17 protein-coding genes, 1 tRNA gene and 3 pseudogenes are annotated in these 22,765 nt (G+C 66.8%); 11 read left to right on the top strand and 10 right to left on the bottom strand.

Going from position 1 to position 22,765, the window contains the following annotated elements:
- Positions 1 to 4: 4 nt before the first annotated feature.
- The 3 genes from glgC to AC1DTW_RS06975 all read left to right on the top strand — a co-directional run bounded on the left by glgC (position 5) and on the right by AC1DTW_RS06975 (position 3,132).
- On the top strand, positions 5 to 1,273 hold the full coding sequence (gene glgC, locus AC1DTW_RS06985; protein WP_477980308.1) for a glucose-1-phosphate adenylyltransferase: 1,269 nt from the start codon (positions 5 to 7) through the stop codon (positions 1,271 to 1,273).
- A 20-nt stretch (positions 1,274 to 1,293) separates the two neighbouring features.
- Positions 1,294 to 2,766 (top strand): glycogen synthase GlgA, encoded by a 1,473-nt coding sequence (gene glgA / locus AC1DTW_RS06980; RefSeq protein WP_477980307.1) that lies wholly within the window; start codon positions 1,294 to 1,296, stop codon positions 2,764 to 2,766.
- A 195-nt stretch (positions 2,767 to 2,961) separates the two neighbouring features.
- Positions 2,962 to 3,132: a hypothetical protein gene (locus AC1DTW_RS06975; protein ID WP_477980306.1), complete on the top strand. Its 171-nt coding sequence runs from the start codon at positions 2,962 to 2,964 to the stop codon at positions 3,130 to 3,132.
- A 363-nt stretch (positions 3,133 to 3,495) separates the two neighbouring features.
- On the opposite strand, the gene AC1DTW_RS06970 is transcribed toward AC1DTW_RS06975, so the two are convergent.
- The gene (locus tag AC1DTW_RS06970) at positions 3,496 to 4,782 is read right to left on the bottom strand and encodes a threonine aldolase family protein (protein ID WP_477980305.1); all 1,287 of its coding nucleotides are present in this window, start codon (positions 4,780 to 4,782) and stop codon (positions 3,496 to 3,498) included.
- A gap of 467 nt (positions 4,783 to 5,249) precedes the next feature.
- Here AC1DTW_RS06970 and AC1DTW_RS06965 point away from each other — a divergent pair, with 467 nt between their 5' ends.
- Positions 5,250 to 5,675, top strand: a complete 426-nt coding sequence (locus tag AC1DTW_RS06965; RefSeq protein WP_477980304.1) for a hypothetical protein — start codon at positions 5,250 to 5,252, stop codon at positions 5,673 to 5,675.
- 235 nt (positions 5,676 to 5,910) lie between these two features.
- On the opposite strand, the gene AC1DTW_RS06960 is transcribed toward AC1DTW_RS06965, so the two are convergent.
- Together AC1DTW_RS06960 and AC1DTW_RS06955 are read right to left on the bottom strand one after the other, a co-directional pair.
- Positions 5,911 to 6,327: a hypothetical protein gene (locus AC1DTW_RS06960; protein ID WP_477980303.1), complete on the bottom strand. Its 417-nt coding sequence runs from the start codon at positions 6,325 to 6,327 to the stop codon at positions 5,911 to 5,913.
- Positions 6,328 to 7,154: 827 nt separating this feature from the next.
- Positions 7,155 to 7,475, bottom strand: a pseudogene (locus AC1DTW_RS06955) (DUF2182 domain-containing protein); the annotation flags it as partial.
- On the opposite strand from AC1DTW_RS06955, the pseudogene AC1DTW_RS06950 reads away from it, so the two are divergent.
- Positions 7,469 to 7,558: pseudogene (locus AC1DTW_RS06950) on the top strand (DUF2182 domain-containing protein); the annotation flags it as partial. The pseudogenes AC1DTW_RS06955 and AC1DTW_RS06950 overlap by 7 nt on opposite strands.
- Here AC1DTW_RS06950 and AC1DTW_RS06945 read toward each other — a convergent pair.
- Positions 7,525 to 7,692 (bottom strand): copper chaperone, encoded by a 168-nt coding sequence (locus tag AC1DTW_RS06945; RefSeq protein WP_477980499.1) that lies wholly within the window; start codon positions 7,690 to 7,692, stop codon positions 7,525 to 7,527. The pseudogene AC1DTW_RS06950 and the gene AC1DTW_RS06945 overlap by 34 nt on opposite strands.
- 185 nt (positions 7,693 to 7,877) lie before the next feature.
- On the bottom strand, positions 7,878 to 10,025 hold the full coding sequence (gene katG / locus AC1DTW_RS06940) for a catalase/peroxidase HPI (protein WP_477980302.1): 2,148 nt from the start codon (positions 10,023 to 10,025) through the stop codon (positions 7,878 to 7,880).
- A 693-nt stretch (positions 10,026 to 10,718) separates the two neighbouring features.
- Here katG and AC1DTW_RS06935 point away from each other — a divergent pair.
- Together AC1DTW_RS06935 and AC1DTW_RS06930 are read left to right on the top strand one after the other, a co-directional pair.
- Positions 10,719 to 11,201, top strand: a complete 483-nt coding sequence (locus AC1DTW_RS06935; protein ID WP_477980301.1) for a hypothetical protein — start codon at positions 10,719 to 10,721, stop codon at positions 11,199 to 11,201.
- Between the two features lie 391 nt (positions 11,202 to 11,592).
- Positions 11,593 to 12,141, top strand: a pseudogene (locus AC1DTW_RS06930) (DNA adenine methylase); the annotation flags it as partial.
- 61 nt (positions 12,142 to 12,202) lie between these two features.
- On the opposite strand, the gene AC1DTW_RS06925 reads toward AC1DTW_RS06930, so the two are convergent.
- The 4 genes from AC1DTW_RS06925 to AC1DTW_RS06910 all read right to left on the bottom strand — a co-directional run bounded on the left by AC1DTW_RS06925 (position 12,203) and on the right by AC1DTW_RS06910 (position 14,073).
- A tRNA-Ser gene (locus tag AC1DTW_RS06925) sits at positions 12,203 to 12,293 on the bottom strand.
- A 13-nt stretch (positions 12,294 to 12,306) separates the two neighbouring features.
- Positions 12,307 to 12,675, bottom strand: a complete 369-nt coding sequence (locus AC1DTW_RS06920) for a DUF2237 family protein (RefSeq protein WP_477980300.1) — start codon at positions 12,673 to 12,675, stop codon at positions 12,307 to 12,309.
- Between the two features lie 14 nt (positions 12,676 to 12,689).
- Positions 12,690 to 13,607: an SPFH domain-containing protein gene (locus AC1DTW_RS06915; protein WP_477980299.1), complete on the bottom strand. Its 918-nt coding sequence runs from the start codon at positions 13,605 to 13,607 to the stop codon at positions 12,690 to 12,692.
- Between the two features lie 34 nt (positions 13,608 to 13,641).
- Positions 13,642 to 14,073 (bottom strand): NfeD family protein, encoded by a 432-nt coding sequence (locus AC1DTW_RS06910; protein WP_477980298.1) that lies wholly within the window; start codon positions 14,071 to 14,073, stop codon positions 13,642 to 13,644.
- Between the two features lie 163 nt (positions 14,074 to 14,236).
- On the opposite strand from AC1DTW_RS06910, the gene AC1DTW_RS06905 reads away from it, so the two are divergent.
- Positions 14,237 to 16,501: an Orn/Lys/Arg family decarboxylase gene (locus AC1DTW_RS06905; RefSeq protein WP_477980297.1), complete on the top strand. Its 2,265-nt coding sequence runs from the start codon at positions 14,237 to 14,239 to the stop codon at positions 16,499 to 16,501.
- 27 nt (positions 16,502 to 16,528) lie between these two features.
- Here AC1DTW_RS06905 and AC1DTW_RS06900 read toward each other — a convergent pair whose 3' ends face one another.
- Entirely contained in the window at positions 16,529 to 18,352 is a 1,824-nt protein-coding gene (locus tag AC1DTW_RS06900; RefSeq protein WP_477980296.1) for a sigma 54-interacting transcriptional regulator, read from the bottom strand.
- Between the two features lie 262 nt (positions 18,353 to 18,614).
- On the opposite strand from AC1DTW_RS06900, the gene AC1DTW_RS06895 reads away from it, so the two are divergent.
- From AC1DTW_RS06895 to AC1DTW_RS06885, 3 genes are all read left to right on the top strand, one after another.
- Positions 18,615 to 20,093 (top strand): benzaldehyde dehydrogenase, encoded by a 1,479-nt coding sequence (locus tag AC1DTW_RS06895; RefSeq protein WP_477980295.1) that lies wholly within the window; start codon positions 18,615 to 18,617, stop codon positions 20,091 to 20,093.
- A 125-nt stretch (positions 20,094 to 20,218) separates the two neighbouring features.
- The gene (locus AC1DTW_RS06890; RefSeq protein ID WP_477980294.1) at positions 20,219 to 20,977 is read left to right on the top strand and encodes a coniferyl-alcohol dehydrogenase; all 759 of its coding nucleotides are present in this window, start codon (positions 20,219 to 20,221) and stop codon (positions 20,975 to 20,977) included.
- Between the two features lie 62 nt (positions 20,978 to 21,039).
- Positions 21,040 to 22,755, top strand: a complete 1,716-nt coding sequence (locus AC1DTW_RS06885; RefSeq protein ID WP_477980293.1) for a DUF1302 domain-containing protein — start codon at positions 21,040 to 21,042, stop codon at positions 22,753 to 22,755.
- Positions 22,756 to 22,765 lie beyond the last annotated feature (10 nt).

Below are 22,765 nucleotides of genomic sequence, written 5' to 3'. Positions count from 1 at the left end.
CAAGATGACGCCCGACGAACTGGCCCTGAGCCTGGACCTTCCGAAACGTGCGGTCGCATTGGTGCTGGCCGGCGGGCGCGGCAGCCGGCTGAAGAGCCTGACCGACCGGCGCGCGAAGCCGGCGGTGTACTTCGGCGGCAAGTTCCGCATCGTCGACTTCGCGCTGTCGAACTGCCTGAATTCCGGCATCCGCCGCATCGGCGTGATCACCCAGTACAAGAGCCACAGTCTGCTGCGCCACGTGCAGCGCGGCTGGGGCTTCCTGAAGAGCGAGATGAACGAGTTCGTCGACCTGCTGCCGGCGCAGCAGCGCACCGACGACGAGAGCTGGTACCGCGGCACCGCCGACGCGGTCTACCAGAACCAGGACATCCTCGCGAGCTACGGTGCCGACTACATCGTCGTGCTCGCCGGCGATCACATCTACAAGATGAACTACGCGCTGATGCTCGCCGACCATGTCGCCAAGGGGCGCGACTGCACGGTCGGCTGCATCGCGGTGCCGCGCATGGAAGCGACCGCCTTCGGCGTGATGGCGGTCGACGACAAGGACCGGATCCTCGACTTTGTCGAGAAGCCGGCCGATCCGCCGCCGATGCCGAACGACCCGGACCGCGCGCTCGCGAGCATGGGCATCTACATCTTCAACGCGAAGTTTCTCTACAAGGAGCTCGAGCGCGACATCAATGACCCCGCGTCGAGCCACGATTTCGGCAAGGACATCATTCCGCGCGCCGTGAAGAACGGCAACGCCGTGGCGCATCCGTTCGCGCTCAGCGCGGTCGGCACGCGCCACAACGAGGAACCGTACTGGCGCGATGTCGGCACGATCGACGCGTACTGGGACGCCAACATCGACCTGACCGCGACCGATCCGCTGCTCAACCTGTACGACACGCGCTGGCCGATCTGGACCTATCAATCGCAGCTGCCGCCGGCCAAGTTCGTCCACAACCAGGACGACCGGCGCGGCATGGCGATCGAGTCGGTGGTCTCGGGCGGCTGCATCGTCTCGGGCAGCGTGCACCGCTCGGTGCTGTTCTCGAGCGTGCGCGTGCATTCGTATTCGATCGTCAGCTGGTCGGTGCTGCTGCCCGGCGTGCAGGTCGGCCGGCATGCGCGGGTCACGCGCGCGGTCATCGACCGCGGCTGCACGATTCCAGACGGCATGGTGGTCGGCGAAGACGCCGCGCTCGACGCAGAACGTTTCTACCGCTCGGAGAACGGCATCACGCTGGTCACGCGCGAGATGCTCGACAAGCTCAGCACATGACCGCGGGCCGCAACCCACGAATGAAAGTGCTGCATGTCGGCGCCGAGATCTTTCCGCTCGTCAAGACCGGCGGCCTTGCCGATGTTCTTGGTGCGCTGCCGCAGGCGCTGATCGGGCAGGGCACCGATGTCCGGCTGCTGCTGCCGGGGCTGCCGGCGATCGCCGATGCGGTGTTGCACCAGAAGACGGTCTGCGAGATCGGCGCCTGCTTCGGTGCTGCGCGCGTCACGCTGCGGCTCGGGCAGATGCCGTACAGCCGTGTGCCGGTCTACGTGATCGACGCGCCGGTGCTTTACCGCCGGCCCGGCAGCCCGTACCAGGACAGCGACGGCAGCGAGTGGCCCGACAACGCGCAGCGTTTCGCGCTGCTCGGCTGGGTCGGCGCGCACCTCGCGTCCGGCGAGCTCGATCCGGGCTGGCGCCCGCAGCTCCTGCACGCCCACGACTGGCATGCGGCGATGGCCTGCGCGTATGTCGCGGCGCACCCACCGGCGAGCGCGGCGACCGTCTTCACGGTGCACAACCTCGCGTACCAGGGGCTGTTCCCGAGCGACGACTTCGCGCTGCTCGGCCTCGCGGCGCGCTTCATGTCGTCGACCGGTCTCGAGTACCACCAGCAGCTGTCATTCATGAAGGCTGGCCTGAAGTTCGCGCAGCGCGTGACGACCGTCAGCCCGACCTACGCGCGCGAGATTGGCACGCACGAGTTCGGCTTCGGTCTCGACGGCGTGATCCGCGGCCGCGGCACCGACGTGAGCGGCGTGCTGAACGGCGTCGACGGCGAGGTCTGGGACCCGTCCACCGATGCCGGCCTGGCCGCGCGCTACAGCCCGGCCGAACTCGACGGCAAGGCGCGCTGCAAGCTCGCGCTGCAGACCGAGCTGGGCCTCGCTGCGCGGACCGACGCACCGGTGTTCGGCGTGGTCAGCCGGCTGACCTCGCAGAAGGGCCTCGACCTCGTGCTCGGCGCGTTGCCCGGGCTGCTCAAGCGCGGGGGCCAGCTCGCGCTGCAGGGCGCCGGCGAGCCGGCGCTCGAGGCCGCGTTCGCGGCGGCCGCGAAGGCGCACCCGGGCGAGGTCGCGGTGCGCATCGGCTACGACGAGGCCTTCGCGCACCGCCTGATCGCCGGTGCTGACGCGATCGTCGTGCCGTCGCGCTTCGAGCCCTGCGGCCTGACGCAGTTGTACGGGTTGCGCTACGGCACCGTGCCGGTCGTGCGGCGGGTCGGCGGACTCGCCGACACCGTGGTCGACGCGAGCGACGAGACGCTCGCCGCCGATCGCGCGACCGGCTTCAGCTTCGATGCCGCGACGCCCGCCGTGCTCGACGCCGCGATCCAGCGGGCGATCGCGATCCACGCGCAGCCCGAGCGCTGGCGGCGCCTGATGCTGCGCGGCATGGCGCAGGACTTCTCGTGGGACGGCTCGGCCCGCGCCTACGTGGCGCTGTACCGCGAGCTGATCGCCCAGCTGGTGCCGCGTCCGACTGAATAGACGGGGTAGGGCGCCGCGCCGGTTCAGCGCGTCAGCCCGCCTTGCAGCGCGAGGCACGCGTTGCCGATCCAACAAGCACACACATTTGCTACGTCTGGCATGTCCCGTGCATGCCTTGAAGGCTGTTGTCACATTCGGCGGCTACAACAGCAAGCCAGCGTGCGCTCGCCCGCCTCGTTCTGGAGGATCGTCCCGGTGTACCTCTTGACCATCGTGTTTCTCGTGTCGCACGTCAGCATCTCTTCGGTGCACGCATCGAAGGATGCCTGCGAGCGGGCCGCCGAACACGCACGCCTCGCGACGGCCGGAGCGCAAGCCGTCGAATCGGCGCGCTGCGAACCGTTGCAGCCGATGGCGATCAAGTAGGCAGCCCGATCGCGGGTCGGGCTCGCGCGTGCGGCGCGCTGCCTGTTCGCCTACAAGCTCACGCGACGCGCCGGCAGGCGCGTCTGCGGGCGATCGTCCGACAGGCATCGACCGCCGCGAGGCGCAGGCTGGAGGCCACGACATCTTGTCGGGTCTCCCGCATGAACACCGACCCTCATTCCAGGCCCCACGACAACGCCACCCACGCAGGCCGCCGCGAAACGCCCGTTTCAGGCGACCGGGCCGAAGCGCCGACACCGCTCCCGCCCATGTGGTCGAGGCGCTTCATGGACATCTTCGGGGTGACGCCCGCGGGCGCGGACATCGATGCCCCACGGGCCTCGGCCCGACGGCGCTGAGCGCTCAGCCCGAAAGTACGCTCTCACCGAGTCGCGAAAAGAGGCGCAGGACGCGGTCCATGTCGGCATGCAAGAGCCGGTCGCCGACGTAGATCTCGGTGGCACTCCATCCGGGCACTTCGGCCGACCGCAGGCCACCGACAAGCCAGCACCGCTCTTCTGCCGCGATCCGGTCACGTGCACTCGCGACGACATCGACAGGCGCCGCGAAGTACAGATGCAGCATGTTCGTCTGCGGTGTTGCCGGATTCACGCGAAACGCGGCGTGGCCCGCAAGGCCCGATGCCAGTTCGAGCGTGCGACGGTACAGCGCCGGCATCAGTGCCAGTCGCTCGTCGAACCGCATCGCGGCCGACACGACCATCGGGCTCAGGTGGTACAGCGTGCCGCCCAGTCGTCGGCGCCACAGCCGCGCTTGCGCGATGAAACCCGTGCTGCCGGCGAGCACCGCGCCCGAGAGCGCGCCGATTCCCTTGTAGACCGACACGTAGACCGAGTCGAAGCCGGCGGCAATCTCCGCGTAGGTTCTGTCGTAGTACGCGGCGCACTCCCACAACCGGGCACCGTCCATGTGAAGCGGCAGGCTGCGTTGCCGCGCCGCGGCCTTGAGGCCTTCGAGCGCGTCCCAGGTGGGCAGCTGCCCGCCTGCTTCGCGGATCGGCAACTCGACGATCACGCAGGCCATCGGCTGCGGGCTGGCGTTCAGGTCGTCCGCCGCCAGCGGGCGCAGCCGGTCGCCGAGCAGCACGCCGTGGCACTGCAGCAGCGACGAATAGGCCTCTTCCTCATGCACGGCGAGGTGCGCCGTAGGGTGCATGCCGAAGCGCGGCAAGCTCGCCGTTTCGGCCCATACCTTCAGCGCTGCCGACTGCGCCATGATGCCGCTGGGCATGAACGCGGCGGCCTGCTTGCCGAGCAGCGCGGCGATCTTGCCTTCGAAGGCTTCGACGACCGACCCTTTGCCGTGGTGGTCGTACTCGATGTCATTCAGCTCGCACCAGGCCGACATTGCGCGAAATTCTTCCGCCGGGCTCCGCTCCGCGAAATCGGACAGGATCAGCGCGCAGTTCTTGCGCAATTGGAGGCGTTGTTCGGGTGTGCAGGCCATGGAAGTTCGCTTCGGCCATGCAGTGCGCGCATGCGCCTGCGCCCCACTGGCGGGAGAGCGTCGTCCTACTTCTCCTATGAGCGGTGACACTTTTCTCAGTTTGTGCCCCCACTTTGTGCCCCCAAAAACCTTCGCTTCTGGAAACAAGCAGTTGAGCGCGTTCTTTCCGATTTCAGATTGCATTCTCGCCACAGCCTTGCGTGAGCGGGAAGATTGATCATCAGGACAGACTAGTTGGCGCCTTCAACGCCGATGACCGGCACCCTCGATGGAATGCTACGCGCTGCGAGTTCGAATGCTACCGCTCACGAAGTTGCGCTTCCACCGAAGCTGTTGGGAGCAAAAGTCGATGACGCCGCGCTTGCACCCCAAACCTTGGGCAGCGCGCATTGAACTGGTCCCGGAATCTGACGGGCAGGGGTCTGCGTGAGATTGCCGGCATAGCAACTCGGGTGTCGGCAAGGTGTCGTTGATCTGCCGCCCGGATTCATTCGACGGACTTCGCTAGACGGCCATTTGCGGCCGCTCACGATGGTCAGCTATGGAGGCATTGAGAGACCACAATGTGCTTCGGGGATATGCCGTCCACCTGATTCCAAATCGGCCGCAGAGCACCAAGATCGGACAACGTAGGTCGAGAAGGATCCATCATGAGCGACAGGCATATCCTCATCGTGGCGCACCGGACCGCGGCCTCGCCCAAGCTGCTCGCCGTCGTCGCCGCGCGGGCCGCAAGCGGGTCGTGCAGATTCACGCTCCTGGTCCCGCGGCCGTATTGGGACCCGGACACCGAGGAGGCGGCCATCACGCTCGAGTTCGCGATCCCGCTGCTCGACGCAGCCGCGGGCTCGCATGTGCAAGGGATCGTCGGGGCCACCGACCCGTTCGAGGCCGTGCGCCAGACGCTCGAGCGCGAAAAGTACGACGAGGTCATCGTCTCGACGCTGCCAGAACGGGTCTCCCGGTGGCTACACCTCGATCTCGCCCACCGCATCGAGCGGTTCGGTGTGCCCGTGAGCGTCGTGACTGCGGACCAGGCCGAGCGCAACCTCTTGCCCGGAGCCGGGTCCGGCTGATCGGACGGTCGCGCGCCGATCCGAACAACGTCCGGGTCTGGGTCAAGTGACGCCGGTGGGACCAGCGCATGTCTTCGCACTTGCTCAGCGGCAGCTTTGGGACCGGCAATCCTGAACCTCGAACGGCGGCAGTGGGTCGTGTTCTACCGCACGATCGCCGTACCTGACCGGCAGGTCTGCGGGAGATTGCCGTCATAGCAGTGCCGGTGTCGACAATCCAGCCCGCTGCCGCGCCTCAAGCCATCAGGTCCGTGATCCTCATAATTGCGACCACGTTCCCGTCATTGAACGCTTGTTCTTTTGTGTTCTTATCGCAAGTCCAGACGTGGTTCTTTTTGGCCGTAAAGGTCTTGCCGTCTTGCACGAGCCGAAGCTCTCCTTCGGTAACATGGCAAACCATGGCATTCTTCATCGTGTTATCGCCGGTCTTCGATCCCGGCTGCATGATGATGTCTCGCATCGAGACACTCTTAAGACCAGGGATGATGGCTGGTCCCTCGCCATAGACACGCTGCACGACACCGGGTGCCAGCGTCGTATCCTTGCCGGCGGTCATGTCCATGGCTTGCACGGGTGCAGGCTTCACTCCCGCAGCCGAAGCGGCGAACAATCCGAAGAATACTAAAGCTGATCTCCGATCAAGTTTGTCCATCGGGTTCCTCCGTGGGTTGCCGTTCGGAAATTACCGAACTCTGGGATCGCTCTTTCTTCCTTCGTCTCTATGCGCTCCAAGAAATCATGGACTTTCCTCAAGCGTCTGGGAAATCCCTAGAACTGCGATACTGGTGCGGCTGTGAGTCGCCCGTAACCTGCGGACAGATTCACTGAAGGCGCCCCGTCGCCTCGAGTTGGCGTGCGGTGAGCGACCGCTTTGCGGCGCCGAATTTCGGCAGCCCGATGTCTGAATTGGGTCGCGTCCGGGTACAGCGCTCGCACCGGCGTGCGCCCGCTTCACATCGCACAGCCGTCGTTGAGGTTCGAACGTCGGCGATGCGCCGGTGACTTGACCATCCGAAGAGACCGACCAGCATGACGACGTACCGCTGGCCCCTTGTCGAGACAAGGCAGAAACATGCACCCGCCTGAATGCCCCTATGAGCATCTCGCTGCGTCCCTTGCTGGCGACATATGGGAATACACAAGTTTGGTCATAGACGATCCCCGCCTGACCACGTTGGCGCCGTACGGGACTCTCGCCGACGCGCAGGAGCGCGGCACCGACCTGCGGTGAACGACAAGGTCAGGACAGGGCTCGCGACGACGACAGGTTTGGCGCATTCCCGGATCGCATGGACAGCGCGTGAGGCGGTACTGGGCCCGCAACGCGGGCGCGTGGCGCGCCATGTCGATGGCAAGTTCAGGGTTCCAGGTCGCGAGCGCGCGAGCGTCTGATCAAGGCCGGCGCGGCTGGTCGAAGGGTACAAGATGGATCCGCGCGCTCCTCAGCCCAGCAGCGTGGACTCGTCATCGTCGGCCTGGTCATCCCCCACTTCGCCCTCTGTGGGACTGAATCCGTCTCGGCAGCCCATGCCTAAGAAGATCCCGAGCTAACCCGCGACCGCCACCCAGCCTGATGCAGCCGACGACGACCAGCGCTATGCCCAGCGCCGTCGCAATCTGCTCGCCGCCCGGCGACAGCTTTTCCAGCGCCACCGCGATCGACAGCGCCGCGATCCACGCGAGGTTCATGACGCCACCGACGAACAGCAGCGCCATCAGCGCCCAGCAGCAGCCGAGGCAGTACAGGCCATGCCGCGCGCCCATCACGAAGGCGCTGCTCACGCCCGGCCGCCATGCGCCCAACAGCGTCGCCGCTGCTTGCGGGCATGCTGCTGCTGATCGCCGGCGTCTACCAGTTCTCGCGCCTGAAGCGCATCTGCCTGTCGCGCTGCCAGTCGCCGCTCGGCTTCCCGACTGGGTCGACCCGAAGATCGTCAGCACGGCCCATGTTGACGAAGGTCAGCGCCATCGGCAGCGCCGACGGCAGCATCATCGCGGCCATCATCACCGCCCACATCGCGAGGATCGCGAGTACGTTGGGCAGCGTCCAGCGGGCCGATGCGGGCATCGTCAGCTGCGCAAACGGATGGCCTTTGAATTGATGCTGCGAGTGTCGCTGATTGGGTCGATATCGGGTCCAGGCCGCTCAGTCCCGGACGGCCGCTCTACAGCCTATTGCCTTCCCTCCGCACCGCATGCGCATCAGGCCAGGTCGAAACGATCGAGGTTCATCACCTTGGTCCAGGCGGCGACAAAGTCCCGGACGAGCTTTTCTTTGCCGTCCGCGCTCGCATAGACCTCGGCGTAGGCCCGCAGCACTGAGTTGGAGCCGAAGATCAGGTCGTTGCGGGTGGCGGTGTACTTCGGCTGGCCGCTCTTGCGATCCTTGCCCTCGAACAACTCGGCGTCGCTGTCGATCGCCTTCCACTCGGTGCCCATGTCCAGCAGATTGACGAAGAAGTCGTTGCTCAGCACGCCGACCCGGTCGGTGAACATGCCGTGCCGGCTGCCATCGGCATTGGTCCCGAGCATGCGCAGACCGCCGACCAGGGCGGTCATTTCCGGCGCGGTCAGCGTCAGCAACTGGGCCTTGTCGACCAGCAGCGCTTCGGTCGTCGCATCGATGCGGCCCTTCTTGTAGTTGCGAAAGCCGTCCGCCAGAGGCTCGAGCACCGAGAAGGACTCGACATCGGTCTGCTCCCGCGTCGCATCGACGCGGCCCGGTGCGAACGGCACCGCGACCACGACGCCAGCAGCCTTGGCGGCCTGCTCGACGCCGACGCTGCCGGCCAGCACGATCACGTCGGCCAGGGAAGCCTTGCCAGAGATCTTCTGGATCTCGGTGAGCGTGGGCAGCGTCTTGACCGCGATCTGGTTGACCTCCCAGCCCTTCTGCGGGGCCAGGGCCAGGCGCGCGCCGTTGGCGCCGCCGCGCTTGTCGCCGCCGCGGAAGGTCGAGGCCGAGGCCCAGGCCACCGACACCATCTCGCCGACCGACAGCCCGGACGCGGCGATCTTTGCCTTCAGGTCCGCGATGTCGGCCGCCGCCGGATGGTGCGTCACGGCCGGCAGCGGGTCCTGCCAGATCAGGTCTTCCTTCGGCACCTCGGGGCCCAGGTAGCGCGCCTTCGGGCCCATGTCGCGATGGGTCAGCTTGAACCAAGCGCGCGCGAAGGCATCGGCGAAGGCCTGCGGGTCGTCGGCGAAGCGCCTGGAGATCTTGCCGAACTCCGGGTCGAAACGCAGCGTCAGGTCGGTGGTCAGCATCGTTGGCTTGTGGAACTTGCCTGGCACATGCGCGTCCGGAATGATCTCGGGCGCGTTCTCGGCCACCCACTGCTTGGCGCCGGCCGGCGATGTGGTCGCCTCCCACTCGAACTTGAACAGGTTCTCGAAAAAGTTGTTGCTCCACAGCGCCGGGGTTTGGGTCCAGGTCACTTCCAGGCCGCTGGAGACGGTGTCCTTGCCATGGCCGCTGCCGAAATTGCTGCTCCAGCCCAGGCCCTGTGCCTCGATGGCCTCGCCCTCGGGCTCCGGGCCCTTGTGCGGTTCCGGCGCGGCGCCATGGGCCTTGCCGAAGGTGTGGCCGCCGGCGATCAGGGCCACGGTCTCTTCGTCGTCCATCGCCATGCGGCCGAACGTGGCACGGATGTCCTTGGCCGCGGCCATGTAGTCGCCGCTGGCGTTCGGGCCTTGCGGGTTCACGTAGATCAGGCCCATGTGGGTGGCGCCCAGGCTGCTGAGCAACTCGCGCTCGCCCTGGAAGCGCTTGTCGTCGCCGAGCCACTCGGTTTCGGCGCCCCAGCCGACATCCAGGTCCGGTTCCCAGACGTCCTCGCGGCCGCCGCCGAAGCCGAAGGTGCGGAAACCCATCGATTCCAGCGCCACGTTGCCGGCCAGGATCATCAGATCGCCCCAGGAGATCTGCTGGCCGTACTTCTGCTTGAGAGGCCACAGCAGGCGGCGTGACTTGTCGATGTTGACGTTGTCGGGCCAGGAGTTCAGCGGCGCGAAGCGCTGCTGGCCTCGCCCGCCGCCCCCGCGGCCATCGGTCGTGCGGTAGGTGCCGGCCGAGTGCCAGGCCATGCGGATCATCTGCGGACCGTAGTGACCGAAGTCGGCCGGCCACCAGTCCTGGCTGTCGGTCATCAGCTTGACCAGGTCGGCCTTGAGCGCCTTGTAGTCGAGCTTCTTGAATTCCTCGGCGTAGTTGAACTTCCCGCCCAGCGGATTGGACTTGTTCGAGTGCTGGTTCAGCAGGTCCACGCGCAACTGATTCGGCCACCAGTCCTTGTTCGTCGTGCCGCCGCCGGCAGCGTGGTGGAAGGGGCACTTGGCTTCGCTTGTCATGGGCACACTCCTGGTTCGACGTCGGCGGGAATCCCGATCGTTCTCAACATTAGCTCTTGCTTCAACATGGATCAAATCGAGTAATTCAACCTGATCAATAGCGAAATAGGTTGAAGGCGAGTTGCGCAGGAAAACGCTGCGACCGCATCGGTGCCGGCGGCGCTAAGGACCGCGACGGTCAGATCCTGAGATCCAACGCTTGGCCAACGGGGACAGCTATCCTGCGACAAGCCGACATCCAAGGCGAACGGCTGCTACGTGAGGGGAAGGTGCTGCTGCGTGTCGTCACCTCTCGGGCAGCCCGCGGCCAGGAGCCGTCCTTCGAGGGGCACTCCGATACCGGTTTCGGTCTCGCTCACCGCGGGGTTTCCACCATTGATTCGGCAGTCGTTGCGTCCGCGGACGTCCTGGTGACCAATTGATCGGAAGGCGCCACGCAGCGCGGCATGCGACATCGCGGCCCGGAGCGTCGCCCGCGTCGTTGCAGGAAGCCCCGGCGGTGCCACCAGGCCGACCCCGCCGATACCTGATCCAGCGAACGGCAACAAGCCACGCTGCAACACTAGAACCGATGCGGCGGAGTACTTCCGAACGCTCCTTCAGGCGTCGACATCACCACCTGCAAAGGCGGGTACGCCGACCGGTTCGGGCAGTGGCGCTCCGGTTCGTAGCGGCGCGTCTGCTCCTGCCGTGGTGGCCGGCGCAGCAGGAACTGCCACGCAACCAAAGACCCCGCGTGCGTCGACGTTCTTTGAGAACCTTACGTGCAGCGTGCAGGATGACAACCTGATCAACCTGACAAACGAAATCCGAGAGATCAACCATCTCAAGCGAAAGATCGCGGCCTCCATGTTGACGAGGGCTCTCTTCGAGTGCTGCCTGGTGTACAAGGTGAAGAAGGCGAACAAGTGGACCGAGGTTTTGAACCTGAATCCGAGGAACCCAGGAGCCGACCCCGGGCTAGCTGACCTAATAAGGTTCTGCGGCAACGTTGCAAACGGCGTATTCGCCGAGCAGAACATTTGTCGAACGCTGAAGAGCAACACGACTCGCGATGCGAAGGACTACCTCGATGCGATGGTCCATCGCCGATATCGAGAGGCGGATTCTCAACAGCTTGAGACGGTTGCGAACAATCTCCGCGGCGTCATCTCGTACGTGCTTCAGGGGCACTGAATATGACCGAATTTGAGCGCTGGCGGACGTCTAGCCCCCTTCGATACCCAGGCGGCAAGGCTCTGCTGTCGGCGTACGTCAGCGGGGTGATTGAAGAGAATTTTCTGTGCGGCGCAACGCTGTACGAGCCGTATGCAGGCGGCGCGTCCGTGTCGCTCGATCTGTTGCGCCTCGGGTTCGTGAGTCAGGCCGTGTTGGTCGAGCGTGATCCGCTAATCTTCGCGTTCTGGCACTGCGTCTTCAATGAAACCGAGGCTCTATGTCGCGCCGTCAGCGCATGTCCCGTGGACCTTGACACGTGGCACCTTTTGCTAGAGACCCGGCTTGTGGAAGACGCTAGGAACAGCAAGTTCTCGTTGCTACAGCTGGGTGTGCAGGCCTCTTCTACAACCGCACAAACTTTTCAGGGATCATCTCTTCGGGTCCCATTGGTGGGCAGCGGCAGGCGTCGTCGTACAAGATTGGTTGCCGCTTCAACAAGCGAACGATTACGAGCCAAATAGAGGCGGCCGCACTTCACGCAGGCAAGGTGACTGTGGAATTCGGCGACGCAATCGAGTTCCTTCGGAAGAACGCCGAAGCGATTGCAACCGGCTTTTCGGTCGTCTACGTGGACCCGCCGTACCACGCGCAGGGGCGAAAGCTTTACCGGCACCACTACAAGGATGACGACCACGCGGCGCTCGCTGCGTTCCTCAAAGGGCAGGGCTACCCGTGGCTCCTGAGCTACGACGATCACCCACGCGTCCATGAGTTGTACGCCGATAGTCGGATGCAGCCGATCTACCTTGACTACAAGGTGAGGTCCAGCCGCACTGCGCAGGAACTCGTCATCTCGAATCTCGTAATTCCGCCGCCCGTCTACGCGGGCGAAGTGCAGGCTACAAGGCCGCGTCGGGACACCGAAAGCCGTCGGCACATTGAAGCCGTCGGGAATTGATGGGTGTATTGATGGGTGTAGAAGAAAAACGGGCCTCAAAGGCCCGTGTTTGCTAGCTTCCTGGCGGAGAGAGCGGGATTCGAACCCGCGGGGGGCTATTAACCCCCACACGCTTTCCAGGCGTGCGACTTAAACCGCTCATCCATCTCTCCGGAGCCGGCGAGTTTAGCCTACCGGGTGCAGCGCATGGGCACGCAGCCATGCGAGCGGGACGAAGTCCAGCGCGCGTTCGTGGGTGGCCTCGAGCACGACGGTCGGCGCGGCGCCGGCGTCATAGGCTTCGCGCCAGCGCAGCGCGCACAGGCACCAGCGATCGCCGGGGTTCAGGCCGCGAAAACGGTACTCCGGGCGCGGCGTCGAGAGGTCGTTGCCGTGCTGCGCCGAGAAGGCGAGGAAGGCCGCGGTGACCTTCACGCAGACGACGTGGCTGCCGCTGTCGTCCTCGGCCGTGTTGCAGCAGCCGTCGCGGTAGAAGCCGGTCAGCGGGTCGTAGGAGCAAGGCACGAGCGTGGTGCCGAGAACATTGAAGGCCATGGGCTGCGGGCCTCTCAGGCGGCGCCAGGCGCCTTCGCCTTCATCAGCGCCATCGCGGTCCCGATCAGCGCCGAGACCTCGGTCATGTTGCCGGGCACGATCATCGTGTTGTTCTTCTGCGCGAGCTGCGCGTAGGCCTCGACGGCCTTCTCGGCGACTTTCAGCTGCACCGCCTGCTCGCCGCCGGGCGAGCGGATCGCCTCGGCGATCTTGCGGATCGCTTCGGAGGTCGCATCGGCAACCGCGACGATCGCCGCCGCCTCGCCCTGCGCCTTGTTGATCTCGGCCTGGCGCTGCCCCTCGGAGCGCGCGATGAAGGCCTCGCGCTCGCCGGTCGCGATGTTGATCTGCTCCTGCTTGCGGCCCTCGCTGGCCGCGATCAGCGCGCGCTTCTCGCGTTCGGCGGTGATCTGCGCCTGCATCGAGTGCAGGATCGCCGCGGGCGGTGTCAGGTCCTTGATCTCGTAGCGCAGCACCTTCACGCCCCAGTTGGTCGCGGCGTCGTCGAGCGCGGCGACGACCGACATGTTGATGTGGTCGCGCTCCTCGAAGGTCTTGTCGAGCTCCATCTTGCCGATCACCGAGCGCAGCAGCGTCTGTGCGAGCTGCGTGATCGCCGAGATGTAGTTGCTCGAGCCGTAGCTCGCACGCATCGGGTCGGTGACCTGGAAGTAGATGATCCCGTCGACCTGCAGCTGCGTGTTGTCCTTGGTGATGCAGACCTGGCTCGGCACGTCGAGCGGCACTTCCTTCAGCGAGTGCTTGTACGCGACGCGCTCGATGAACGGCACGACGAACTTCAGCCCCGGCGTCAGCGTGCGGTCGTACTTGCCGAGCTTCTCGACGACCCAGGCGTGCTGCTGCGGCACGATCTTGATCGTCCGGACGACGAAGAGCGCGGCGATGACCGCGATGATGAGTGCGACTTCCATGGGGGCTTTCAGAGCGGGGAGGGGAGGATCGGGTTCAGAGTGGCGACAGCACGAGCCAGTTGCCCTCGACCGCGGTGACAAGGTGCTCGCCGGGCGCGGCCGCGGCGCCCGGCGCGAGCCGCGCGGTCCAGACCGAGCCGCGGTACTGCACGCGTGCGGTCAGGTCGGCGGCCCACGCGGCGACGTTGACACGCTCGCCGATGTCGAGATTCACGTCGCGGTTCTCGCGCGCCGGTGCCGACCGCGGCTGCCGGAAGCGCCGCCAGTGCCAGAACGCGGTCGCGCCGCCGCCGATCAGCGCGGCGACGATGACCTGCGCGTTGACCGCGAAGCCGAGGTGCGCGGCGACGGCGCCGGCGCCCAGGCCGAGCGCGATCATCAACAGGTAGAAGGTGCCGGTGGCGAGCTCGGCCGCGACCGCGATGCCGGCGGCGACCCACCAGAGCGTGGCGATCGAGAAGTCCATGCGTGTTCCTCCGCGGCGGCGTCGGGCCGATGCCGTCACGGAGTGTAGGGCGGCGCATCGGCCCGGCGCATCGGGGCCACCACGGGCTGCGCGTCGTCGGTCACACGCTGGCCCTACACTTCGCCCTTCGCCGTTTTTCTGCCCCCGCACCCCGAGGCCGCCCATGCTGCGTTTCAACTTTCCGATCGTCATCATCGACGAGGACTTTCGCTCCGAGAACGCCTCGGGTCTGGGCATTCGCGCGCTCGCGTCGGCGATCGAGAAAGAGGGCTTCGAGGTGCTGGGCGCGACGAGCTACGGCGACCTGTCGCAGTTCGCGCAGCAGCAAAGCCGCGCGAGCGCGTTCATCCTGTCGATCGACGACGAGGAGTTCACCGCCGGGCCCGAGCTCGACCCGGCGGTGCTGAACCTGCGCAAGTTCATCGAGGAGGTGCGCTTCAAGAATGCCGAGGTGCCGATCTATCTGTATGGCGAGACGCGCACCTCGCAGCACCTGCCGAACGACGTGCTGCGCGAGCTGCACGGCTTCATCCACATGTTCGAGGACACGCCGGAGTTCGTCGCGCGCCACATCATCCGCGAGGCGAAGAGCTACATGGACGGCCTCGCGCCGCCGTTCTTCAAGGCGCTGGTCGATTACGCACAGGACGGCTCGTACTCGTGGCACTGCCCCGGCCACTCCGGCGGCGTCGCGTTCCTGAAGAGCCCGGTGGGCCGGATGTTCCATCAGTTCTTCGGCGAGAACATGCTGCGCGCCGACGTCTGCAACTCGGTCGACGAGCTCGGCCAGCTGCTCGACCACACCGGCCCGATCGCGCAGAGCGAGCGCAACGCGGCGCGCATCTTCAACGCCGACCACTGCTTCTTCGTGACCAACGGCACCAGCACCAGCAACAAGATGGTCTGGCACCACGCGGTCGCGCCGGGCGACGTGGTCGTGGTCGACCGCAACTGCCACAAGTCGATCCTGCACGCGATCATCATGACCGGCGCGGTGCCGGTGTTCCTGCGGCCGACGCGCAACCACTACGGCATCATCGGGCCGATCCCGCAGAGCGAGTTCTCGACGGCCGCGATCAAGAAGAAGATCGCCGCGAATCCGCTGTTGAAGGGCGTCGACGCGAAGACCGTGAAGCCGCGCATCCTGACGCTGACGCAGAGCACCTACGACGGCGTGCTCTACAACACCGAGACGATCAAGCACTCGCTCGACGGCTACATCGACACGCTGCATTTCGACGAAGCCTGGCTGCCGCACGCGGCGTTCCACAGGTTCTACGGCAGCTTCCATGCGATGGGCAAGAACCGCAAGCGCCCGAAGGACCAGCTCGTCTTCGCGACCCAGTCGACGCACAAGCTGCTCGCCGGCATCAGCCAGGCCTCGCAGGTGCTGGTGCAGGACTCGGACGAACGCAAGCTCGACCGCAGCCTGTTCAACGAGGCCTACCTGATGCACAGCTCGACGAGCCCGCAGTACGCGATCATCGCGAGCTGCGACGTCGCCGCGGCGATGATGGAGGCGCCGGGCGGCCCGGCGCTGGTCGAGGAGAGCATCGCCGAATCGATGGACTTCCGGCGCGCGATGCGCAAGGTCGAGAAGGACTACGGCAAGAAGGACTGGTGGTTCACCGTCTGGGGCCCGGACAAGATCGCCGTCGACGGCATCGGCAAGAGCGACGAGTGGGTGCTGAAGGCCGGCGCGAAATGGCACGGGTTCGGCGATCTCGCCGAGGGCTTCAACCTGCTCGACCCGATCAAGTGCACGATCATCACGCCGGGCCTGGACATGTCGGGCAAGTTCGCCGGCACCGGCATTCCCGCGGCGATCGTCACCAAGTTCCTGGCCGAGCACGGCGTGATCGTCGAGAAGACCGGGCTGTACTCGTTCTTCATCATGTTCACGATCGGCATCACCAAGGGCCGCTGGAACACGCTGCTGACCGCGCTGCAGCAGTTCAAGGACGACTACGACCGCAACCAGCCGCTGTGGCGCATCCTGCCCGAGTTCTGCGCGATCCACCCACGCTACGAGCGCATGGGGCTGCGCGACCTGTCGCAGAGCATCCACCAGATGTACGCGAAGGGCGACATCGCCCGCCTGACAACCGAGATGTACCTGTCGGACCTGCAGCCGGCGATGAAGCCGAGCGACGCGTTCGCCTACATCGCGCACCGCCGCACCGAGCGCGTGCCGATCGACGAGCTCGAGGGCCGCATCACGACCTCGCTGCTGACGCCGTACCCGCCGGGCATCCCGCTGCTGATCCCGGGCGAGCGCTTCAACAAGAAGATCGTCGACTACCTGAAGTTCACGCGCGAATTCAACGCCGCGTTCCCGGGCTTCGACACCGACGTGCACGGTCTGGTCGAGGCCGACGGCGACGCCGGCACGCACAGCTATTACGTGGACTGCGTGCGGGCGGAGTGAAGAGGCTCGGCGACGGCGCCGCGCTGCTCAGGCCGGCGCGCGCGCGGCCTTGAGCCGATAGGCGAGCTGCGCACGCGTCAGGCCGAGCAGCCGCGCCGCGGCCGCGAGGTTGCCGGCGCAGCGCTCCACCGCCTCGTCCATCAGCCTGCGCTCGAGCGACGGCAGCGAAACGGTGCCGGCGTCGGCCAGGCGGTCCAGCAGGCTGGATGCTGCGGCGGCTGCGGCAGATCCGGCCGAAGCGCCGGAGGGTTCCGCCGCCTGTGCGCTGGAAAGCGCGCCCGCGGCATCGAGCGAGTACATCGCGTGGCCGCGCAACTGCTCGCGCCGAAGCATGTGCGGCACATCGATCACGCCGCCTTCCTCGGCGCTGATCACGCCGCGCTCGACCAGGTTCTGCAGCTCGCGGATGTTGCCGGGGAAGTCGTAGTTCAGCAGCGCCTTCACGGCGCGCGCGGTGTAGCCGTGCACCGCGCGGCCGTGCAGGCGCACGTAGCGATTCAGGAAGTAGTTCATCAGCAGCGGGATGTCCTCGCGCCGCTCGCGCAGCGGCGGCAGGTGGATCGGGAACACCTCGAGCCGGAAGTACAGGTCTTCGCGAAAGCGCCCGGCGCGTACCTCGGCCTGCAGGTCGACGTTGGTGGCCGCGACCACGCGCACGTCGAGTTTGATCGTGCGCACGCCGCCGACGCGTTCGATCTCGCCTTCCTGCAAGGCGCGCAGCAGCTTGCCCTGGCCGACCAGGCTCAAGGTGCCGACTTCGTCGAGGAACAGCGTGCCGCCGTCGGCGCGCTCGAAGCGGCCCGGCCGCGACGTGCTGGCGCCGGTGTAGGCCCCGCGCTCGACGCCGAACAACTCCGACTCGATCAGGTTCTCGGGAATCGCCGCGCAATTCAGCGCGATGAACGGCTGCTCCTTGCGCGGGCTGATGCGATGCAGCATGAGCGCGAACAGTTCCTTGCCGACGCCTGATTCGCCAGTGAACAGCACGGTGGCGCGCGTCGGCGCGACGCGCGTGAGCATGTGGCAGGCCGACTTGAACGCCGACGACACGCCGACCATCTCGCGTTCGTTCGGCGCCTCGGCCGGCGCGCTGCCGCCCAGCACCGGCCGCACGAGCGCGGGCCGCGGCACGCCGAACGACTGGGCACTGAGGAAGTCCTGCGCGTTCAGGTAGCGCAGGTCGTCGCTGACGTCGCCCCACTGCTCGGCGGTCTTGCCGATCACGCGGCACACCGAGCTGCCCATCGAGCGGCACTCGACTTCGCGAAAGATCACCGGCCGGCCCAGCATGCCGGTCACGTAGCCCATCGCATAGCCGAGCTGCGACCAGCAGGCCGGTTCGGTGCCGATGCCGTAGGCGTCGATGTGCTCGTCGTCCTCGCTCGAGTGGTGCCACAGGAATTCGCCGCTGTAGGTGCCGCGTTCGAGATCGAACTCGAACTCGACCGGCTCGACCTTGACCACGCCTTCGAGCGCATGCAGCCGCGTGCCGGCCATGAAGGTCGAGCGCGGCTCGCCGTCGGGCCAGCGCTGGCGCACCAGCTGCGCGTCGCGCGCGCCTGACTCGTAGCCGGCGCGCGTGAGCAGCCCGCGCGCGCGCTCGATCCCCAGGCTGTCGATCAGTTCGCGCCGCAGGTTGCCGAGCGACGAGCTGTGCATCAGCACCATGCGCTGGTCGTTGAGCCAGATGCGGCCGTCGCCGGGCGAGAAGAACAGGCACTCGGCGATGTCGTCCAGGCGCGGCGAGGCGGCGGCATCGAGCGGCGACGGCTCGCCGCGGCGCATCAACGCGCCGGTGGCGCGGGAGGCTTCGGCGAGCGAGATGCGCGAGGGCGAGTGCGAAGGTGTCATCGTCGATTTGAGCAAGCGTGGGCCGGGAGTGTCGTCAGAGATTGATGATTTGAGCAAGCCCCTCCCCAGGTAAACACCGAGGCCGATCGGCTCGACGGTGGCCGTTCCGCACCCCGGGAAAGCACCGAGACCCGCCTCGACAGAAGCGGCCGGCAAGGACTCCCCCGAGCGCGCTGCAGGTCCCCGGCGGCACACGCGTTGCGACCTTGTTGGCCACAGCGATGACGCTGCATGTTTTCACCACAAATCCAAGGGAGACGGCATGGGTGCCTCCGGATCGATGAACCTCTTGAACCCCGACGCCTGGCACGGCCGCGTCCACGCCAATGGCCAGTGGCAGTCGGCGCAGGGCGGCGTGCGCGACGTGATCGAGCCCGCGACCGGCGAGCGCCTGTCGACGACCGGCGTCGCCGACGCCGCCGACATGACGCAGGCGATCGCCGGCGCTGTCGCGGCGCAGCCGGCCTGGGCCGCGCTGCCGCCGCGCGACCGCGCCGCCGTGTTCCACCGCGCCGCGGCAATCCTGCAGCAGCACTTCGACGAGCTCGCGCTCGCCATCACGCGGGAGACCGGCGCGATCCTGCCGAAGGGACAGCACGAGGTGCGCGAGGCCATCACCTTGTGCCAGATCGCGGCGGGCCTGCCACTGGCCGCGCAAGGCCAGGTGCTGCCCAGTGTGCCGGGGCGGCTCTCGTTCGCGCGGCGCGTGCCGCACGGCGTGGTCGGCGTGATCTCGCCGTTCAATTTTCCGCTGATCCTGGGCCTGCGCTCGGTGGCGCCGGCGCTCGCGCTGGGCAATGCGGTCGTGCTCAAGCCCGACACGCGCACGCCGATGTCGGGCGGCTTCCTGATGGCGCATGTCTTCGAGGCCGCGGGGCTGCCGGCCGGCGTGCTGCAGGTGTTGCCGGGCGACGCGGCGGCGGGTGAAGCGCTGGTCTGCGATCCGCGCGTGCCGATGCTCGCGTTCACAGGTTCGCCGGGCGTGGGCCGGCGCATCGGCGAGCTCGCGGGGCGGCACCTGAAGAAGGTCTCGCTGGAGCTCGGCGGCGCGAACTCGCTGATCATCCTCGACGACGCCGACCCCGATCTCGCGGCCAGCAACGCGGCGTGGGGCGCGTGGCTGCACCAGGGGCAGATCTGCATGGCCTCGAACCGCATCCTCGTGCACGAGGCGATCTTCGGCGCGATCAAGGAGCGCCTCGTCGGCAAGGCCAAGCACCTGCCGGTGGGCAACGGCGCGAGCGGCCAGGTCGCACTCGGCCCGATGATCGACGCGAAGCAGCTGCAGCATGTGCATGCGATGGTGCAGGACAGCATCAAAGCGGGCGCGAAGCTCGAAGCCGGCGGCACGCACGAGGGCCTGTTCTACCAGCCGACCGTGCTGTCGAACGTGAAGCCCGGCATGCGGGTGTTCGACGAAGAGCCCTTCGGGCCGGTCGCCAACCTGATCGTCTTTCGCAGCGACGACGAGGCCGTCGAACTGGCCAACAACAGCCAGGGCGGGCTCGCCGCCGCGGTGATCGGCCAATCGGTCGGCCGCGCGATGGCGATCGGCCAGCGGCTCAAGGCCGGCATGGTCCACATCAACGACCAGACCGTCAACGACGAGTGCACGAACCCGTTCGGTGGACCCGGCATCGGCGGCAACGGCGGCAGCGTCGGCGGCCCTGCCGACATGGACGAATACACGCAGTGGCAGTGGATCACGGTGAAAGACACGCCGCCGCAGTTCCCTTTCTGAAGGAGATGACCCATGAGACACGCAATGCCAACTTCATCGCGGCGGGCCGAGCGCCGGGCCGCTCCCAAGCCGGCCCGCATCCCCTCGGGGGATCGGCCGACGTACCCGTCGGACGAGGGGCTGTCATGAACAAGACCATCGTCGTCACTGGTGCCTGCTCGGGCATCGGCGCCGACTTCGCCAGGCTCGCCCGCCTTCAAGGCGCGCGCGTGATCGGCGTCGATCGCAACGACCCCACGCTGACGCTGGACGGCTTCGTCAAGGCCGACCTCGGCGATAGCTCCGCGATCGACGCCGCGGTCGCGCAGCTGCCCGAGCGCATCGACGCGCTCGCCAACATCGCCGGCGTGCCCGGCACCGCGCCGGTCGAGCTGGTGGCGCGCGTGAACTACCTCGGCCTGCGCCACTTCACGGGCCGCGTGCTCGAGCGCATGCCGGCCGGCGGTGCGATCGTCAACGTATCTTCGATCCTCGGCGCCGAATGGCCGGCGCGGCTCGAACCGCACCGCGAACTCGCAGCGACGGCGAGCTACGCCGAGGGCGCGCAATGGCTGCGCGACCACCCGGTGCCGCAGGAGACGTGCTACCAGTACTTCAAGGAAGCGCTGATCGTCTGGACGCTGACGCAATCGCAGAAGATCTTCCTCGACCGATCGGTGCGCATGAACTGCGTCGCACCCGGCCCGGTGTTCACGCCGATCCTCGGCGACTTCGTTCAGATGCTCGGCGAGCAGCGCGTGCAGGCCGATGCGCACCGCATGAAGCGGCCCGCGTTCAGCGACGAGATCGCGCCGGTGATCGCTTTCCTGTGCAGCGATGCGTCGCGCTGGGTCAGCGGCGTCAACCTGGCCGCCGATGGAGGGCTTGCGTCGACCTACACCTGATCGACAGACTGTTCGATGCGCCCGTCAGAGGCGCGCCCGCACTACCCCAAAAGGAGACAACCATGCAACATCGCCGCACTTGGGTGGCGGTGGCGGCAGCGCTCGCGCTGCTGCCCGCCGCTCATGCCACCGAGATCCCGACGTCCGATCCCGATCTGAAGGTTCGACTCGACCTGACGCCGAAGTACAGCGTCGGCTATCGCCTGAAGAACCCGTCGGCCGCGCTCACGCAGCTCGACGTGGCCGTCGACCCGGGCACCGTCAACGAGGACGACGGCGACCACAACTTCAGGCGCGGGCTGATCTCGAATCGCCTGGACTTGCTGGCCGAATTCGATGTCACGGCGAAGAACTTCGGCGGGCGCATCAGCGGCAACGCCTGGCACGACAGCGTTTACCTGCGCGGCAACGACTACCAGGGCACGCCGCTGCTCGCCGGTGGCGTGCCGCTCGGGCCGGTCGTCTCGACCGCCAACAACGACAGCGGCCAGGCGATGGACGTGTTCCTCCCGGCGACCAAGCGCCGGCATGGCCGCGGCAGCGAGTTGCTCGATGCGTTCGTCTACCTGAAGGGCGACATCGGCAACATGAAGGGCACGCTGCGCCTGGGCCGGCACACGCTGCAGTGGGGCGAGAGCCTGTTCTTCGGCCAGAACGGCATCGCGAACGCCCAGGGCCCGGTCGACATCGCCAAGATCCTCTCGGTGCCGGGCTGGCAGTTCAAGGAAGTGCTGCTGCCGGTCGAGCAGGTCTCGGGCTCGCTGCAGGTGGCGGAAGGGCTCTCGCTGGGTGCGTACTACCAGTTCAAGTGGCGGCCGAGCAAGATCCCCGGGGTCGGCAGCTACTTCTCGAACCAGGACTACGTCGGCACCGGCATCGTCAGTTTCGGACCGGGCGTCAACCTCGCCTACGACTCGACCCGGGACCTGAAGCCCAACGACTCGGGGCAGGGCGGCGTGCAGCTGCGCTGGAGCCCGACCGGCAGCGACTACGAGTTCGGCCTCTATGCCGCGCAGTACCACGACAAGACGCCGGCCGTGCCGGTGTTCGACTTCGTCAACGGCAACGTGCACCTGGCCTACGCGAGCAACATCCGCACCTTCGGCGCGAGCGTGACCTCGTCGATCGGCCAGCTCAACTGGGCGCTCGAAGGGTCGGTGCGAACGAACGCACCGCTGACCAGCGACCCGGCCGTGCTCGGTCTCGGGCCCATCCTCACCTGCGGCAACTCGAAAGACGACCCGTGCTTCGCGGTCGGCCGCACCGCGCACCTGCAGCTGTCGGGCATCTACGTGCTGCAGCCCAACGCCTTGTGGCAGGGCGGGGCGCTGGTCGGCGAGCTGGCCTACAACCGCACGCTGAAGGTGACCAAGGACATCTTCGCCGCCTATGCGGGTGCCGGCCTGGGCGGCGCCGATGCGAATACGACCAAGGGCGCGTTCGCCTACCGGATGATCTTCGAGCCGCAGTACTTCCAGGTGCTGCCGGGGCTGGACCTGTCGGTGCCGATCGGGCTTGGCTACAACTTCGGCGGCCGCTCGTCGGCGATCTTCAACTTCGCCGGCGGCGCCTCGAACGCGGGCGACTACAGCATCGGCGTGAAGGGCAAGTACCAGAACGCCTGGAACGTCGCGCTGACCTACACCGACTACTTCGGCGCGGCGAAGACCTTCACCGAGACCACGGTCACCGGCGCCGGCTCGCCGCGCCAGCTCACGTTCGGCCAGTCGCTCAGGGACCGCGCCTACGTGGCCCTCAGCGTCTCGCGCACCTTCTGAATCGGAGTCA

Source organism: Rhizobacter sp. P5_A1, from assembly GCF_056400745.1.
The sequence above is the reverse complement of the archived record's forward strand: the minus strand, read 5'-3'. Positions and strand labels throughout refer to the sequence as shown.

Coding starts and splice junctions, on each gene's coding strand:
- glgC (WP_477980308.1), top strand. CDS start 5: ATGACGCCCGACGAACTGGCCCTGAGCCTGGACCTTCCGAAACGTGCG.
- AC1DTW_RS06885 (WP_477980293.1), top strand. CDS start 21,040: ATGCAACATCGCCGCACTTGGGTGGCGGTGGCGGCAGCGCTCGCGCTG.
- AC1DTW_RS06970 (WP_477980305.1), bottom strand. CDS start 4,782: ATGCAATCTGAAATCGGAAAGAACGCGCTCAACTGCTTGTTTCCAGAA.
- AC1DTW_RS06910 (WP_477980298.1), bottom strand. CDS start 14,073: ATGGACTTCTCGATCGCCACGCTCTGGTGGGTCGCCGCCGGCATCGCG.
- AC1DTW_RS06920 (WP_477980300.1), bottom strand. CDS start 12,675: ATGGCCTTCAATGTTCTCGGCACCACGCTCGTGCCTTGCTCCTACGAC.
- AC1DTW_RS06945 (WP_477980499.1), bottom strand. CDS start 7,692: ATGTGGGCGGTGATGATGGCCGCGATGATGCTGCCGTCGGCGCTGCCG.
- AC1DTW_RS06890 (WP_477980294.1), top strand. CDS start 20,219: ATGAACAAGACCATCGTCGTCACTGGTGCCTGCTCGGGCATCGGCGCC.
- AC1DTW_RS06960 (WP_477980303.1), bottom strand. CDS start 6,327: ATGGACAAACTTGATCGGAGATCAGCTTTAGTATTCTTCGGATTGTTC.
- AC1DTW_RS06905 (WP_477980297.1), top strand. CDS start 14,237: ATGCTGCGTTTCAACTTTCCGATCGTCATCATCGACGAGGACTTTCGC.
- katG (WP_477980302.1), bottom strand. CDS start 10,025: ATGACAAGCGAAGCCAAGTGCCCCTTCCACCACGCTGCCGGCGGCGGC.
- AC1DTW_RS06915 (WP_477980299.1), bottom strand. CDS start 13,607: ATGGAAGTCGCACTCATCATCGCGGTCATCGCCGCGCTCTTCGTCGTC.
- AC1DTW_RS06895 (WP_477980295.1), top strand. CDS start 18,615: ATGGGTGCCTCCGGATCGATGAACCTCTTGAACCCCGACGCCTGGCAC.
- AC1DTW_RS06900 (WP_477980296.1), bottom strand. CDS start 18,352: ATGACACCTTCGCACTCGCCCTCGCGCATCTCGCTCGCCGAAGCCTCC.
- glgA (WP_477980307.1), top strand. CDS start 1,294: ATGAAAGTGCTGCATGTCGGCGCCGAGATCTTTCCGCTCGTCAAGACC.
- AC1DTW_RS06965 (WP_477980304.1), top strand. CDS start 5,250: ATGAGCGACAGGCATATCCTCATCGTGGCGCACCGGACCGCGGCCTCG.